This is a genomic window from Streptomyces sp. NPDC030183 (assembly GCF_055573455.1).
Genome location: NZ_JBVIBK010000017.1, coordinates 164,893 through 178,743 on the forward strand (window position 1 = coordinate 164,893; position 13,851 = coordinate 178,743).

The following is a 13,851-nucleotide window of genomic DNA, read 5'->3' on the forward strand; positions in this document are numbered from 1 at the left end:
GAGAAGGGATGAGGCGGGTCCCTACCGCGTCGCGCTCCTCCTCGGGTGTCGACGGCCCGGGGTGCGCTTTCAACTGGCGGTACTCGGGGGTGAGTTGCGGAATAGTTGCGCTTCGTACATCAGTCGGGCACTCTCCGTGAGCGCAGGAATGACCGTAGTCGGCATATTTGCACCGCCGCAATGGGGTCGCTGGAAGTACTACGAAAGCGCGTCGCCGGACCTCGGCCGACGCGGGGGTCGCGGGGCCGGGGGGCCGAGGGGGGCCGGCCAGCCGGTGGGAGGGGGACGGTCGCGGCCTCGGACGCGCCCCGTGTGAGGATGGACGGGGCGCTCGCCCGGCACGGGCGGGGGCCCGTACGGGGAGCGGCGGACACACCGGGAAACGGGGACGGACATGACCAGTCGGTTGCTCATGGCGTACGGCGCGCGGGACAGGCGGGCAGCGGCGGCGGTACCAGGGGGAGCGGCGGTACGGGACGCGCAGGACGTCCGCGGCTCCACCCGGGCCACGCCCATCCTGGACCACGACGACCCGCTGGTGCGGGCGATCGCGGGCCGGGTGGCGGGCGAGGCGACCCCGCTGGAGGCGCTGCGCGCCGCGCACCGGATCGTCGCGCGGGACGTGCGGCCGGTGTACTCGGTCGAGGACCGCCGCCGGGTGTCCCGGATCCTGCGGCTGGGGCGCGGCTCGTGCAGTCAGCGGATGGCGGCGGTGGAGGCGGTCGCCCGCGCCGTCCGGGTGCGGACGCGGGTCCGCGGGCTGCTCGTCGACGGCGCGTTCTGGTATCCGCGCTTCCCGCGCCTGAAGCCGTTCGTGCCGGCGCAGGTCCTGCTGGCCTGGCCGGAGTTCCGGATCGACGGGGCGTGGCTGCCGATCGGCGAACTGTTCACGGGGTCCGCCGCGGGCCGTCACTACGCCAACGACGGCGGGGAGACCCTCTTCGACGCGGTGGCCCGCACCGGCATCGACTGGGACGGCGGATCCGGGGCCGGGGTGAGCGCCTGCGCCGCCGACGAAGGTTCCTGCGACCTGTCCGCCCAGATCGTCGCGGACCTGGGCCACTTCGACGACCGCGACACCCTCTTCGACCGCCACGGCCAGACCCTGTGCCGCACGGCCCGCACCCTGACCGAGCCCGTCCTCGGCCGCTGGACCCCGGCCACCCGCACCCCGGCCTGACCCGACCACCCGCACCCCGGCCTGACCCGGCCACCCGCACCCCGGCCTGACCCGGGCGGCCGTTCACCGCCCGTCCGGGGGTTTCTCGCCGCCGCTCCCCGTCCGGCGGGCCCGCGCCGCCGCTCCCCGTCCGGTGGCCGCCGTCATGGGACGTCAGGTCGTCAGCTCCCGGTGCCCCGTACCGTGAAGCCGATCACCAGGCCGCCGCCCTCTCGGCGGAAGGCGAACGGGGTGCCGCCGTGTGCCGAGGCCACCGCGCGGACGATGGACAGGCCGAGGCCGGAGCCGGGGAGGCTGCGGGCGTCGGCGGCACGGTAGAACCGGTCAAAGATGCGTTCGAGGTCGCAGTCGGCGACACCGGGGCCCCGGTCCAGGACCTCCACCCGGACCACCTCGGGCCCGTCGCCCTGGCCCATGCCGTCGAGGTCGACGAGGTCGCCGCCGCCGCCCGCCGGCCCCCGCGCGACCACCACCTCGATCGCCCCGGTCCCGGCGCGGTCGAACTTCGCGGCGTTCTCCACCAGGTTGGACACGGCCCGCTGCAACGCCCCCGCCCGCCCCTCGACGGTCGTGTCCCCCTCCACCCGTACGACGACCTCCCGGCCCGTCCGCCGCCGCGCGGTCGCCGCGACGTCCTCGGCGATGTCGGCCAGCTGCACCCGCTGCACGGGCTCGGTGCTCGACTGCCCGGCGGCGAGGTCCACCAGCTCGTTGACCAGGTCGGTCAGTTCGCGGGCCTCCTGGGCGAGATCGTCGACCAGTTCCTCCCGCACCCGGGCGGGCAGTTCGTCGATGCGCCGCAGCAGCGAGATGTTCGTCCGCAGCGACGTCAGCGGGGTCCGCAACTCGTGCCCCGCGTCCTGCACCAGCCGCCGCTGGTCCTCCTCCGACTGGGCCAGCCGCACCAGCATCCGGTCGAAGGAACGCCCGAGGCGCCCGACCTCGTCCCGGCCCGCGACCGGCACCTGGATCCCCAATTGCCCCGTCCTGGCCACGTCCTCCGCCGCCCCGGCCAGCTGCACCAGCCGCCGGGTCTGCCGCCGTGCCAGCCACCACCCGAACAACCCCGCCGAGACCACGACACCCGACACGAACAGCAGGGTCCGCTGCTGCAACTCCCGCAGCAGGTCCTCCGTGTCGCTGAACTCCTGGGCCACCTGCACGGCTCCCCGCCCGCCGCCGAGCGCGACGGTCGCCACCCGGTACCGGCCGCCCCCCACCTCGACCTCGCCGTGCTCGACCATCGTCCCGGCGAACCGCGCGCCCGCGACACGCACGTCGGCGGGCCGCACCGGCAGACCGGGGTCGCCCTTGTCGAGGATCTCCCCGTCGGGGCCGAGGACCTGGACGTCCGTACGGCCGGAGCGGATCAGGTCGTCACGGGGACCGCCGCTGTCCGAGGGCGCGAAGTCCTCCGGGCCCAGCCGGTCCTGCTCCACCAGTTCCCGCAGATCACGCACCACCTCGGCGAACACGGTCTGCTGGTCCACCCGCACCAGCCGCGCCGCCGCGCTGTAGCTGAGGATCCCGACGAGCACGGTGACGACACACGCCACGGCCACGAACGACACGGTGAACGTCGCCCGCAGCGACGGCACCGGACGCAACCGGGCCGGCACCCGCGACAGCAGCCGGACGACACGCCGCGGCACCGCCCGCCGCCTCAGTCTTCCCGCAGCGCGTAGCCCACACCCCGCACGGTGTGGATCAGCGCGGGCGCCCCGGGCTCGTCGAGCTTGCGCCGCAGATAGCCGACGTAGACGGCGAGGTTCTTGGAGCCGGGCCCGAAGTCGTAGCCCCAGATCCGGTCGTAGATGGTGGCGTGGTCGAGGACGATGCCCGCGTTGCGTACGAGCAGTTCCAGCAGGTCGAACTCGGTCCGCGTCAGCTCCAGCTCCCGCGACCCCCGCCAGGCCCGCCGCGCCTGTACGTCCATCCGCACCCCGGCGGCCGACACGAGCCCGCTCTCCTGCCCCTGACCCGCGACGCCCGCGACGCCCGCGACGCCCGCGGCGGCCGTGGCGGACGGCTCGGGCGACGGCCTCCCGGTCAGGTCACCGGCGTTGCCGGTCCGGCGCAGCAGCGCGCGCAGCCGCGCGAAGACCTCCTCCACGTCGAACGGCTTGACGACGTAGTCGTCCGCGCCGGCGTCGAGCCCGGCGATCCGGTCGGCCGTCTCCACCAGCGCGGTGAGCATCAGGATCGGCGTCCGGTCACCCTCGGCGCGCAGCACGCGGCACACCTGGAGACCGTCTATGCCGGGCATCATCACATCGAGGACGAGCACGTCGGGCTGCCTGCGGTGCGCCTGCGCCAGCGCCTCGACGCCGTCGGCGACCGCCGTCACCTCGTAGCCCTCCAGCGTCAGCGCCCGCTCCAGGGCGTGGCGGATGGCGCGGTCGTCCTCGGCGAGCAGCACGTTCTGGGGCACCCCACCAGTCTGCCAAGGTCACGGCCGCGCACCACCTCCCCGAGGACGCCCGGGCGCCCTTCTTACCGGCCTCTCACCACGACCGCGTGGCCGGCTTACCCCGCCGCAGGACGGTGTTCGTGTGACACCGGCCCGCAAGGGAACCCGGATGCAAGGGGCGCATGCAGTAGAAAGGGTCCGAACCCGCCCCAATTCTCCGTAAACATGGCCAATACCGTCGGGAAGGTAGTGCATGAGCCGCCGGATGAAGATCGTGTTCCTGCTGCACAACGCGTACGCCATCGGCGGCACCGTCCGGACCACCCTGAACCTGGCGGCGGCGCTCGCGGACCACCACGACGTGGAGATCGCCTCGATGTCCCGCCACCGGGACGAGCCCCGCTTCACGGTCGACCCCCGGATCACCCTCGTGCCCCTGGTGGACATCCGCCCCAACAGCGCCGATCTGCGTGATCCGGCCCAGATGCAGCCCGCCGTCGACTTCCCGGCCGCCGACAAGCGCCACCGCCAGTACAGCCGCCTCACCGACCGGCGCGTCCGCGGCTATCTGGCGGGCTGCGACGCCGACGTCGTCATCGGCACCCGCCCCGGCCTCAATGTGTACGTCTCCCGCTTCGCGCCCCGCCGCGCCCTGTGCATCGGCCAGGAACACCTGCGCCACGACGCCCACTCCAAGCAGCTGCGCACGGTCCTCGCCCGCCACTACCGCGGCCTCGACGCGGTCGTCACGACCACGGCCGCCGACGCGGAGGTGTACCGCGCGCGGATGGCACTGCCGGGCGTACGGGTGATGCCCGTGCCCAACATCGTCCCCGCCACCGGCGTCGCCCCCTCGGACGGCACCGCCCCCGTCATCGCCGCCGCCGGACGCCTCGCCCGCGGCAAGCGCTTCGACCTCCTGCTGGAGGCGTTCGCCAAGGTCGCCGCCAAGGAACCCGACTGGGAGCTGCGCATCTACGGCGGCGGCAAACAGAAGGACAGCCTGCGGGCCCTCATCGAGGACCTCGACCTCACCGGGCGCGCCCATCTGATGGGCCCGCACACCCCCATCGAGGACGAGTTCGCCCGCGCCTCCCTCGTCGTCAGCGCCTCCGACGCCGAGTCCTTCGGCATGACCCTCGTCGAGGCCATGCGCTGCGGTGTCCCGGTGGTCAGCACGGACTGCCCGCTGGGCCCCGCCGAGATCATCACCGACGGCGTCGACGGCCGCCTCGTCCCCGTCGACGACCCCCACGCCCTCGCCGACGCCATCCTGGAGCTCGTCACCGACGACGCCCTGCGCCGCGCCATGGGCCGGGCGGCCCTGAAGTCGGCCCACCGCTACGACCCGGCCCCGATCGTCGCCCGGTACGAGGACCTCTTCGAGGACCTCCGCGCGACCCGGCTCCAGCGCACCTGGGAGAAGGAGACGACAAGGGCGAGCGGCTGGCTGCGCCGCAGGGCCGCTTCCTGGAAGAGGACGGCCCTGGCGCCGCTGAGGGGCGCGGGGCTGTCACCTGTACGGCTCCGCCGCACGGCCACGACCAACTCCGGACAACGCCCGGCCTGACCGGAACCCCCTGGCCCCGCGCGGCGGTTCTCAGCCCTCGGCCCCCCGCGGCGGTTCTCAGCCCTCGGCCCCCGCGGCAGTGCTCAGCCCTTGGCGTCGGCGGTGGTCAGCGCCTTGTGGGTCGGGGCGTCCGGCACGCCCGCCGGGCGCCCCTTCGCGAACTCCTCCCGCAGCACCGGCACGACCTCCTCGCCCAGCATGTCGATCTGCTCCAGCACCGTCTTCAACGGCAGCCCGGCGTGGTCGACGAGGAACAACTGCCGCTGGTAGTCGCCCGCGTACTCGCGGAAGGCCAGCGTCTTCTCGATCACCTGCTGCGGCGACCCCACGGTCAGCGGCGTCTGCTCGGTGAACTCCTCCAGGGACGGCCCGTGGCCGTACACCGGCGCCACGTCGAAGTACGGGCGGAACTCCCGTACCGCGTCCTGGGAGTTCTTCCGCATGAACACATGCCCGCCGAGCCCGACGATCGCCTGCTCGGGCGTGCCGTGCCCGTGGTGGGCGTACCGCTCCCGGTACAGCTCCACCATCCGCTGGGTGTGCTCGGCCGGCCAGAAGATGTTGTTGTGGAAGAAGCCGTCACCGTAGAACGCGGCCTGCTCGGCGATCTCGGGCGAGCGGATCGACCCGTGCCAGACGAACGGCGGCACCCCGTCCAGCGGCCGCGGCGTGGAGGTGAAACTCTGCAACGGCGTACGGAACTTGCCCGCCCAGTTCACCACGTCCTCGCGCCACAGCCGGTGCAGCAGCGCGTAGTTCTCGATGGCGAGGTTGATGCCCTGGCGGATGTCCTGCCCGAACCACGGGTAGACCGGCGCGGTGTTGCCGCGCCCCATCATCAGGTCCACCCGGCCGTCGGCCAGGTGCTGGAGCATCGCGAAGTCCTCGGCGATCTTCACCGGGTCGTTGGTGGTGATGAGGGTGGTCGCGGTGGAGAGGATCAGCCGCTCGGTGCGGGCGGCGATCCAGCCCAGCATGGTCGTGGGCGACGACGGCACGAACGGCGGGTTGTGGTGCTCACCGGTGGCGAAGACGTCGAGCCCGACCTCCTCCGCCTTCAGCGCGATCTCGACCATCGCCTTGATGCGCTCGCGCTCGGTCGGTGTACGGCCCGTCGTGGGGTCCGGCGTCACGTCACCGACGCTGAAGATCCCGAACTGCATCATCGTTGCCACCCTCTCAGGTTGTTTACGATTCAACCATAGCGCCAAACAGGTGCTCCGCTTCCACTATTCCGCCGGCGCCCCGCACCGGCCTCCCCACGCCCCGCAGAATGTCAGTCCCCGTCCCTACCCTCTCCATATGGCCGCCCCACGCCGTGACACCCGAGGCATCGTGGACGCCGCGGAACTCTTCGCACGCGTCCGCTTCCGCCGCCGCGAACCCGCGGCGCCGCTCCGCCCCTACCTGGAGCACTACTGGCTGATCGACTGGGACCTGCCCGAGCCGTACGTCTCCCAGGTCGTCCCGCACCCCTCGGTCAACGTCGTCTTCCAGCGGTACGAGGGGCAGGCCCCCTTCGCCGAGGTCTCCGGCGTCGGCCTCGACCTCTTCACCCAGAAGCTGGAGGGCAGGGGCCGGGTCTGCGGCATCCAGTTCCGGCCGGGCGGCTTCCGCCCCTTCGCCCCCGGCAGCCCCGTGTCCGACTGGACCGGCCGCCGCGTACCGCACCCCGAGGTGTTTCCGGGGACCGACCCCGACACCGTCCTCGGCCCCGACGACGAGGACGCCCGCGTCGCCGCGCTCGACGCGTTCCTGCTGGGCCTCGACCCCCGCCCCGACCCCCAGGCCGACCTCGCCATGGCCCTCGTCGACCGTGTCCGCACCGACCGCGCCGTCCGCCGGGTCACCGACCTCGCCCGTGCCGAGGGCCTCTCCGTACGGCTGCTGCAACGCCTGTTCGCCACGTACGTCGGGGTCGGGCCCAAGTGGGTCATCCTCCGGTACCGCATCCACGAGGCCCTGGAACGCGCCGAGACCGAACGCGCGGTCGACTGGGCCGCGCTCGCCGCCGACCTCGGCTACGCGGACCAGGCCCACCTCGTCCGTGACTTCACGGCGACGGTGGGTGTCCCGCCGAGGGCGTACGCGGAGGCGGTCACTTGGCGTGCGTGACCGCGTAGATCATCACGAACGCCACGAGGTGGATGCCGAAGAGGAAGTACGCCAGGTACCACCACACGTACCGCTCGTTCTTCTTCTCCTCGACGAGCCGGCGCCGCTCGGCGTCGAGGTCCCGCTCGGTGTCGAGGTCCCGCTCGGAGTCCAGGTCCCGCTCGGCGCCGGGATCCCGCTGCTCGGGCGGCATCACAGTTCCCGGTGGACCTTGGTGTTGGACGCCTGGGCGCGGGGGCGCAGCACCAGCAGGTCGACGTTGACGTGGCTGGGCCGGGTGACGGCCCAGGTGATCGTGTCGGCCACGTCGTCGGCGGTCAGCGGCTCCGCCACCCCCTGGTACACCCGCGCCGCCTTCTCCTCGTCGCCGCCGAACCGGGTCAGGGCGAACTCCTCGGTCTTCACCATGCCGGGCGCGATCTCGATGACCCGCACCGGCGTCCCGACGATCTCCAGCCGCAGCGTCTCCGCGAGGACGTGCGCCCCGTGCTTGGCGGCGACGTAGCCCGCGCCGCCCTCGTACGTCCCGTGCCCCGCCGTCGACGACACCACGACGACCGTGCCGTCACCGCTCGCGGTCAGCGCGGGCAGCAGGGCCTGGGTGACGTTGAGGGTGCCGATGACGTTCGTCTCGTACATCCGGCGCCAGTCGGCGGGGTCACCGGTGGCCACCGGGTCGGCGCCGAGGGCGCCGCCCGCGTTGTTCACCAGCACACCGATCGTCCGGAAGGCCGTCGCGAACTCGTCCACGGCCGCCCGGTCCGTGACGTCCAGGGCGTACGCCGTGGCCTGGCCGCCCGCCGCGTTGATCTCCTCCGCCAGCGCCTCGATCCGGTCCTTGCGGCGCGCCGTCAGCACGACGCGGTACCCCGCGGCGGCAAGCTGCCGGGCCGTGGCGGCGCCGATGCCGCTGCTCGCACCCGTGACGACGGCGATACGGGAGGCGGCGGACGGTGTGGCGGTGGCCATGAGCTGCTCCTGGGGCGCGACGACTGAGTTGCCCGGCCAGGATAGGCGTGCGGTGGGACAATGAGATGAACGAGACGGGTGATCCCCTGTTCAGGAGGTGGATCATGGGACAGGCGCGCGAGGTCATGGACCAGCTCACCGAGGCCCTCACCACACACCAGGACCCGAAGACCATCGGCAACCTCTTCGCGGAGGACGCGGTCGCCTACACGCCCGACGGCGGGGAGATCCACGGCCGGGAGAACATCGCCGAGTACTGGCGCCAGATGACGGACGCCGTACCGGAGGCCCGCTTCGAGACGCTCAGCTCCTTCGAGATCGGCGACACGGCGATCGACGAGGGCATCTACAGCGGCAGGAACACCGGCCCCATGGCGTTCCCCGACGGAACGACCCTCCCGGCGACCCAGAAGGACATCAGCATCCGCGGCGTGGACTTCGCCAAGGTGGAGAACGGCCGGATCACCAGCTACCGGCTGTACTTCGACCAGCTGGACTTCCTCGCCCAACTGGGCCTGCTCCCCGAGGAACTGACCAGCGATCAGTGAAGCCGAAAGGGCCCGAGCCGGTGACGGCTCGGGCCCCGGCACGGGTCATCCCTTGACGCAGACGACCTGCTTCAGCTTCGCCACGACCTCGACCAGGTCCCGCTGCTGGTCGATGACCTGCTCGATCGGCTTGTAGGCGCCCGGGATCTCGTCGACGACCCCGGAGTCCTTGCGGCACTCCACGCCCCTCGTCTGCTCCTCCAGGTCCTTCGTCGTGAAGCGACGCTTCGCCGCGTTGCGGCTCATGCGCCGACCCGCGCCGTGGGACGCGGAGTTGAACGCCTTCTCGTTCCCGAGACCCTTCACGATGTACGACCCGGTGCCCATCGAGCCGGGAATGATCCCGTAGTCGCCGGAGCCGGCACGGATCGCGCCCTTGCGGGTCACGAGGAGGTCCATGCCGTCGTAGCGCTCCTCGGCCACGTAGTTGTGGTGCGCGCTGATCTCGGGCTCGAAGGTCGGCTTCGCCTTCCGGAACTCCTTGCGGACGACGTCCTTGAGGAGCGCCATCATGATCGAGCGGTTGTACTTCGCGTACTCCTGCGCCCAGAACAGGTCGTTGCGGTAGGCCGCCATCTGCGGGGTGTCCGCGACGAAGACAGCGAGGTCGCGGTCGACCAGGTCCTGATTGTGCGGCAGCTTCTGGGCCACGCCGATGTGATGGTCCGCGAGTTCCTTGCCGATGTTGCGGGAGCCGGAGTGCAGCATGAGCCAGACAGAACCGGTTGAATCCGTGCAAATCTCGACAAAGTGGTTTCCGCTGCCCAGGGTTCCTATCTGCTTCCGCGCCCGCTCCTGACGGAACCTCACCGCCTCCGCCACCCCGTCGAAGCGCCCCCAGAAGTCGTCCCAGCCCGCCGCGGGGAAGCCGTGCACGTGCCCGGGGTCGACGGGGTCCTCGTGCATCCCCCGCCCCACCGGAATCGCCTGCTCTATCTTCGAGCGCAGACGGGAGAGGTCGCCCGGCAGGTCGTTGGCCGTCAGGGACGTCTTCACCGCGGACATGCCGCAGCCGATGTCCACACCCACGGCCGCGGGGCACACCGCACCCTGCATCGCGATGACCGACCCGACCGTCGCGCCCTTGCCGTAGTGGACGTCCGGCATGACCGCCAGGCCCTTGATCCAGGGGAGCGTCGCGACATTGCGGAGCTGCTGGAGGGCGACGTCCTCCACCGACGCGGGGTCGGTCCACATCCGGATCGGCACCTTCGCGCCCGGTATCTCTACGTACGACATCTCGCCCTCATTCCCCCGGAAATCCATCAAAAGTCTCAGAACGCAAAACCGGCGCCAAGGTCAACGAAAGGGATGCCGGACCGGCGTCCGCGGCAGTGCGTGCGATACACATGGTGCCCGGGGATCACCCCCGGTCGGCAAGTGAAATACGCACAGGCCACAGGACAGAACAGCGCAGGCGTCCCCAGGGACCCCGTCGAGAGGAGCCCCCACGGTGCAGCGGAAGGCGTACGTACCCGGCGTCGCCGTGCTCCTCGCGGCAGTGCTGACCGCGTGCACGGGATCGGGCGACGACGGCGTCCCGGACGACCCGCGCCCCGGCGAGGTCACCACGTCCGCCTCCGTCGCGCAGCCCGGCCGCTACGACACGCTCCCCGACGCCTGCGGCTCCGTCGACGACGACACCCTCGACGTGCTCCTGCCGGGCCTGAAGCAACTCCCGGACGTCGAGCAGCGCGAGGAGGCGTACGAGGGCCAGGCGACGCTCACCTACGACACGGACCGGAAGGCGGGCTGCCGCTGGAAGGTGGGGTCGCCGACCGCCACCGACTATCTGTTCGTCGACTTCGAGCGCGTGGTGTCGTTCAACAGGTCGGTCAGCGACGACAGCAAGGCGCAGGAGGTGTACGGCGGCAAGGTGGAGGCCGCGGACCTCCCGGAGCCGTCGCCGAGCACGACCGAGGGGGACGACGAAGGGGACGAGGGAGCAGGGGACGGCGGCGCGTCGGCGGCTCCGTCGCAGAGCGCTTCCCCCTCCGACTCCGCCGGCTCCTCCCGCTCCCCCGAGTCACCCAAGTCGCCCAAGTCGTCCCCCTCTTCCGATTCACCCGGTTCTTCCGATCCATCCGGTTCCGCCACCGCGTCCTCGACTCCGGCCTCCCTCCAGCCCCGTACGCTCGACGGTCTCGGCGACGAGGCGTTCCTGGACGACACGCTCGGGACGAGCCGGCAGCGCACGGTGACTGTGGTGTTCCGCACGTCGAACGTGATCGTGACCGTCGAGTACGAGGAGCAGTCGGCGACGACGACGGACGTGCCGGACAGCGAGGAAATGCAGGACAGGGCCCGGAATCTGGCCGAGTTGCTCGCGGAGGCGTTCGACGAGTGAGCGGTTTCCGGGGGTGCGGCGGGCGGCCCGCCGAACCCCCTGATTCAGGACCGCGCTTCCTTCGCACCGCGTACCGTGGCCCCTCGGACCCGATCCGACCGCAGGAACCACGAGCGTGATGAACGTCATGAGTGAAGGAACCATGCAACGAGCCGCAGAGTCAGGTCATCGTCAGCAGCAGTCGCGTACCGCGCGGGGCACGGGCGTCGCTCGTGCCGGGCGTCAGGGGCGGGCACGGGTGCTGGTCGGCGCCGCTGTCGTCCCGGTGATGCTGGTGGCGGTGGGCTGTTCGTCGGACTCCGGCTCCGACGACGCGTCGGGGAAGAAGCCGTCGGCGGGGGTGACCTCGGCGCCGCCGAAGTCGGCGACGCCCGAGGTGGTCGAGGCGGCGTACGCGGTGTTGCCGGACGCGTGCGAGGTGTTCGCGTCGAAGACGCTGAAGTCGCTGGTCCCGCAGGGCGTGAAGTCGGGGAAGGCGATCAACACCGCCGAGGAGAACGTGACCGGCGACTGCCGCTGGACCAGCCTCGACAACAACGGTGTGGACGGTTCGCAGTACCGCTGGCTGAGCGTGTCGCTGCATCTGCTGGCGTCGGACGCGGCGAACGGTCCGGGTGAGGACCGGGCGCACGAGGCGTTCGAGTCGAAGGTGGCCGCGGCGAAGGCGGTGGACGGGGCGAAGAACGTCAAGACGGAGCCGGTGACGGGCACGGGCGACGAGGCGACGGTGGTGCGTTACGACCTGAAGAAGGACGGCGACACCTTCAAGCAGCAGACGATCGTGGTGCGCACGGAGAACGTGGTCGTCACCCTCGACTACAACGGTGCCGGCCTGGCCGGTGACAAGACCCCGGACCCGGCGGCGCTGCTGAAGTCGGCGAAGTCGGCGGCGAAGGAGGTCGTGGAGGCGGTCGGCGACGCGAACGACGGCGACGGCGGCAAGTCGTCCCCCTCGGCGAGCGCGTCGAAGTCGCCCTCCAAGTCTCCGTCGAAGTCACCGTCCAAGGGGGCCACGAAGGCGGCGGGCTCGGGTTCCGGTTCGGATCTGGGCACGGGCTCCACCCGGAAGACCTCGCGGTAGCGGACGCGTACGACCGGTCGGCGCGGGGCCGCTCGGGCCGGGCCGGCGTAGTGCCCAACTCGTAATGCGCGGCGGGTGACGCCCGCTCCCACCAGGGCTTTCGTCCGGGCCCGGTCCTCTCGCGGGCCGGGCCCGACGCGTACCGGCAACCCGTTTGCCGTACACATGTGCCACCCTGTTGCGCGCAACAACACGCAAGGGGAGGGGAGTACGGGTGGCCGCGCCAATGCAGCTGACTCGAATGCACCGCGTTCTCATCGGCGTGGTCGTGTTCGGCGCCGTCATCATCGCCGGGATCGGCTTCGCGGGTTCCTACGCGGCGGTGCGGGAACTGGCCGTCAAGAAGGGCTTCGGCAACTTCTCCTACGTCTTCCCGATCGGTATCGACGCGGGTATCTGTGTCCTGCTGGCCCTGGACCTGCTGCTGACGTGGATCCGCATCCCCTTCCCGCTGCTGCGTCAGACGGCGTGGCTGCTGACGGCGGCGACGATCGCGTTCAACGGCGCGGCGGCCTGGCCGGACCCGCTCGGCGTGGGGATGCACGCGGTGATCCCGGTGCTGTTCGTGGTGTCGGTGGAGGCGGCGCGGCACGCGATCGGCCGTATCGCCGACATCACCGCCGACAAGCACATGGAGGGCGTGCGCCTCACGCGCTGGCTGCTCTCCCCCGTCCCCACGTTCCTTCTGTGGCGCCGGATGAAGCTGTGGGAGCTGCGCTCCTACGACCAGGTGATCAAGCTGGAGCAGGAACGTCTCGTCTATCAGGCCCGTCTGCGCTCCCGCTTCGGCCGGGCGTGGCGCCGCAAGGCCCCGGTGGAATCACTGATGCCGCTGCGTCTGGCCCGGTACGGCGTCCCGCTGGCGGACACGGCCCCGGCGGGTCTGGCGGCCGCGGGCATCGAGCCGGCGTTGCTGCCGCCCGCGCCGCGGGCCGAGGCCGACCCGGCCGAGGCGAGCCGTCCGGCCGGCGCGGCCCGGGCGGGGGTGGCCGCGCCCGCCGCCGAACAGCGCCCCCAACTGGAGAGCCCCCAGCGGCAGCCGGAGTACCCCGAGGACGAGGAGCAGGGGTACGCCGAGCAGGAACCGCCGGCCGAGGAGAGCCCCTGGCTGCACGCCCGCCACCCGCAGGAGGTCCCCTACCAGGGCGGCTACGACCCCTCGTACGACCCGGAGGAGGAGTACGAGCGCTGGTACGAGGAGCAGGACCCGGACCAGTACCAGCGGGAGCAGTACCAGGCGGAGCAGTACCAGGCGGAGCGGTACCGGCAGCGGTTCGAGGAGACCGAGGCGGCGCTGGTGGAGGAGCCCTCCTCGGAGGAGACCGGCGGTTTCCCCATTCCGGTGGCCCCGGGCCGCACCCGTGAACTGGGCGAGGGCGGCGGCACTCCGGAGCCGGACGAAGAGGCGTACTACCAGGTCTTCAAGCAGTCGATAAGCGCCGGCAGCGGCTACCCGACCCCCCGTGAGTTCAGCGACAACATCCAGATGACCTATGGCGTCAGCGTCCTGGACGCCGAGGCCAAGCGCATGGTGCTGCGCTTCCAGAACCGCCACACCGCGGAGCTGGAGGACGACCACATCGCGTGAGCGGCGTGCGACACGAAGAGGGGGCGCCCGGTGATGATCACCG

General features: G+C 71.7%; 13 protein-coding genes. 7 read left to right on the forward strand and 6 right to left on the reverse strand.

The annotated features are described in order from the left end of the window. The first annotated feature begins 394 nt into the window (after window positions 1-394). Window positions 395-1,180: a transglutaminase domain-containing protein gene (locus ACZ4Z2_RS21780; protein ID WP_468078278.1), complete on the forward strand. Its 786-nt coding sequence runs from the start codon at window positions 395-397 to the stop codon at window positions 1,178-1,180. 161 nt (window positions 1,181-1,341) lie between these two features. Here ACZ4Z2_RS21780 and ACZ4Z2_RS21785 read toward each other — a convergent pair whose 3' ends face one another. Both ACZ4Z2_RS21785 and ACZ4Z2_RS21790 read right to left on the reverse strand, forming a co-directional pair. After that, on the reverse strand, window positions 1,342-2,832 hold the full coding sequence (locus tag ACZ4Z2_RS21785) for a HAMP domain-containing sensor histidine kinase (RefSeq protein ID WP_468078279.1): 1,491 nt from the start codon (window positions 2,830-2,832) through the stop codon (window positions 1,342-1,344). An 11-nt stretch (window positions 2,833-2,843) separates the two neighbouring features. Then, window positions 2,844-3,611, reverse strand: a complete 768-nt coding sequence (locus ACZ4Z2_RS21790; RefSeq protein WP_468078280.1) for a response regulator transcription factor — start codon at window positions 3,609-3,611, stop codon at window positions 2,844-2,846. A gap of 244 nt (window positions 3,612-3,855) precedes the next feature. Between ACZ4Z2_RS21790 and ACZ4Z2_RS21795 the strand changes: the two genes are divergently transcribed. After that, window positions 3,856-5,160: a glycosyltransferase family 4 protein gene (locus ACZ4Z2_RS21795; protein WP_468078321.1), complete on the forward strand. Its 1,305-nt coding sequence runs from the start codon at window positions 3,856-3,858 to the stop codon at window positions 5,158-5,160. 83 nt (window positions 5,161-5,243) lie between these two features. On the opposite strand, the gene ACZ4Z2_RS21800 is transcribed toward ACZ4Z2_RS21795, so the two are convergent. After that, on the reverse strand, window positions 5,244-6,323 hold the full coding sequence (locus ACZ4Z2_RS21800) for an LLM class flavin-dependent oxidoreductase (protein WP_468078322.1): 1,080 nt from the start codon (window positions 6,321-6,323) through the stop codon (window positions 5,244-5,246). A 139-nt stretch (window positions 6,324-6,462) separates the two neighbouring features. On the opposite strand from ACZ4Z2_RS21800, the gene ACZ4Z2_RS21805 reads away from it, so the two are divergent. Next, window positions 6,463-7,275, forward strand: a complete 813-nt coding sequence (locus tag ACZ4Z2_RS21805) for a DUF6597 domain-containing transcriptional factor (protein WP_468078281.1) — start codon at window positions 6,463-6,465, stop codon at window positions 7,273-7,275. Here ACZ4Z2_RS21805 and ACZ4Z2_RS21810 read toward each other — a convergent pair. Both ACZ4Z2_RS21810 and ACZ4Z2_RS21815 read right to left on the reverse strand, forming a co-directional pair. After that, complete coding sequence (locus ACZ4Z2_RS21810; RefSeq protein WP_468078282.1) at window positions 7,259-7,468, reverse strand: hypothetical protein; 210 nt, start codon at window positions 7,466-7,468, stop codon at window positions 7,259-7,261. The genes ACZ4Z2_RS21805 and ACZ4Z2_RS21810 overlap by 17 nt on opposite strands. Continuing rightward, window positions 7,468-8,244 carry an SDR family NAD(P)-dependent oxidoreductase gene (locus tag ACZ4Z2_RS21815; protein WP_468078283.1) on the reverse strand — a complete coding sequence of 259 codons (777 nt, stop codon included), beginning with the start codon at window positions 8,242-8,244 and terminating at the stop codon, window positions 7,468-7,470. Before ACZ4Z2_RS21815 ends, ACZ4Z2_RS21810 begins: the two co-directional genes overlap by 1 nt. A gap of 104 nt (window positions 8,245-8,348) precedes the next feature. On the opposite strand from ACZ4Z2_RS21815, the gene ACZ4Z2_RS21820 reads away from it, so the two are divergent. Further along, the gene (locus tag ACZ4Z2_RS21820; protein WP_468078284.1) at window positions 8,349-8,792 is read left to right on the forward strand and encodes an ester cyclase; all 444 of its coding nucleotides are present in this window, start codon (window positions 8,349-8,351) and stop codon (window positions 8,790-8,792) included. Between the two features lie 45 nt (window positions 8,793-8,837). On the opposite strand, the gene ACZ4Z2_RS21825 is transcribed toward ACZ4Z2_RS21820, so the two are convergent. Next, complete coding sequence (locus tag ACZ4Z2_RS21825; protein ID WP_468078285.1) at window positions 8,838-10,031, reverse strand: RtcB family protein; 1,194 nt, start codon at window positions 10,029-10,031, stop codon at window positions 8,838-8,840. Window positions 10,032-10,245: 214 nt separating this feature from the next. Between ACZ4Z2_RS21825 and ACZ4Z2_RS21830 the strand changes: the two genes are divergently transcribed. The 3 genes from ACZ4Z2_RS21830 to ACZ4Z2_RS21840 all read left to right on the forward strand — a co-directional run bounded on the left by ACZ4Z2_RS21830 (window position 10,246) and on the right by ACZ4Z2_RS21840 (window position 13,808). Next, window positions 10,246-11,139: a DUF3558 domain-containing protein gene (locus ACZ4Z2_RS21830; protein WP_468078286.1), complete on the forward strand. Its 894-nt coding sequence runs from the start codon at window positions 10,246-10,248 to the stop codon at window positions 11,137-11,139. Between the two features lie 142 nt (window positions 11,140-11,281). After that, complete coding sequence (locus ACZ4Z2_RS21835) at window positions 11,282-12,220, forward strand: hypothetical protein (RefSeq protein WP_468078287.1); 939 nt, start codon at window positions 11,282-11,284, stop codon at window positions 12,218-12,220. A gap of 241 nt (window positions 12,221-12,461) precedes the next feature. After that, complete coding sequence (locus ACZ4Z2_RS21840; protein ID WP_468078288.1) at window positions 12,462-13,808, forward strand: DUF2637 domain-containing protein; 1,347 nt, start codon at window positions 12,462-12,464, stop codon at window positions 13,806-13,808. The last annotated feature ends 43 nt before the right edge of the window (window positions 13,809-13,851 follow it).

Bases quoted from the DNA above. Each gene is read 5' to 3' on its own strand.
- ACZ4Z2_RS21815 (WP_468078283.1), bottom strand. From the start codon at position 8,244: ATGGCCACCGCCACACCGTCCGCCGCCTCCCGTATCGCCGTCGTCACG.
- ACZ4Z2_RS21795 (WP_468078321.1), top strand. From the start codon at position 3,856: ATGAAGATCGTGTTCCTGCTGCACAACGCGTACGCCATCGGCGGCACC.
- ACZ4Z2_RS21835 (WP_468078287.1), top strand. From the start codon at position 11,282: ATGCAACGAGCCGCAGAGTCAGGTCATCGTCAGCAGCAGTCGCGTACC.
- ACZ4Z2_RS21825 (WP_468078285.1), bottom strand. From the start codon at position 10,031: ATGTCGTACGTAGAGATACCGGGCGCGAAGGTGCCGATCCGGATGTGG.
- ACZ4Z2_RS21805 (WP_468078281.1), top strand. From the start codon at position 6,463: ATGGCCGCCCCACGCCGTGACACCCGAGGCATCGTGGACGCCGCGGAA.
- ACZ4Z2_RS21810 (WP_468078282.1), bottom strand. From the start codon at position 7,468: ATGCCGCCCGAGCAGCGGGATCCCGGCGCCGAGCGGGACCTGGACTCC.
- ACZ4Z2_RS21820 (WP_468078284.1), top strand. From the start codon at position 8,349: ATGGGACAGGCGCGCGAGGTCATGGACCAGCTCACCGAGGCCCTCACC.
- ACZ4Z2_RS21840 (WP_468078288.1), top strand. From the start codon at position 12,462: ATGCACCGCGTTCTCATCGGCGTGGTCGTGTTCGGCGCCGTCATCATC.
- ACZ4Z2_RS21800 (WP_468078322.1), bottom strand. From the start codon at position 6,323: ATGCAGTTCGGGATCTTCAGCGTCGGTGACGTGACGCCGGACCCCACG.
- ACZ4Z2_RS21780 (WP_468078278.1), top strand. From the start codon at position 395: ATGACCAGTCGGTTGCTCATGGCGTACGGCGCGCGGGACAGGCGGGCA.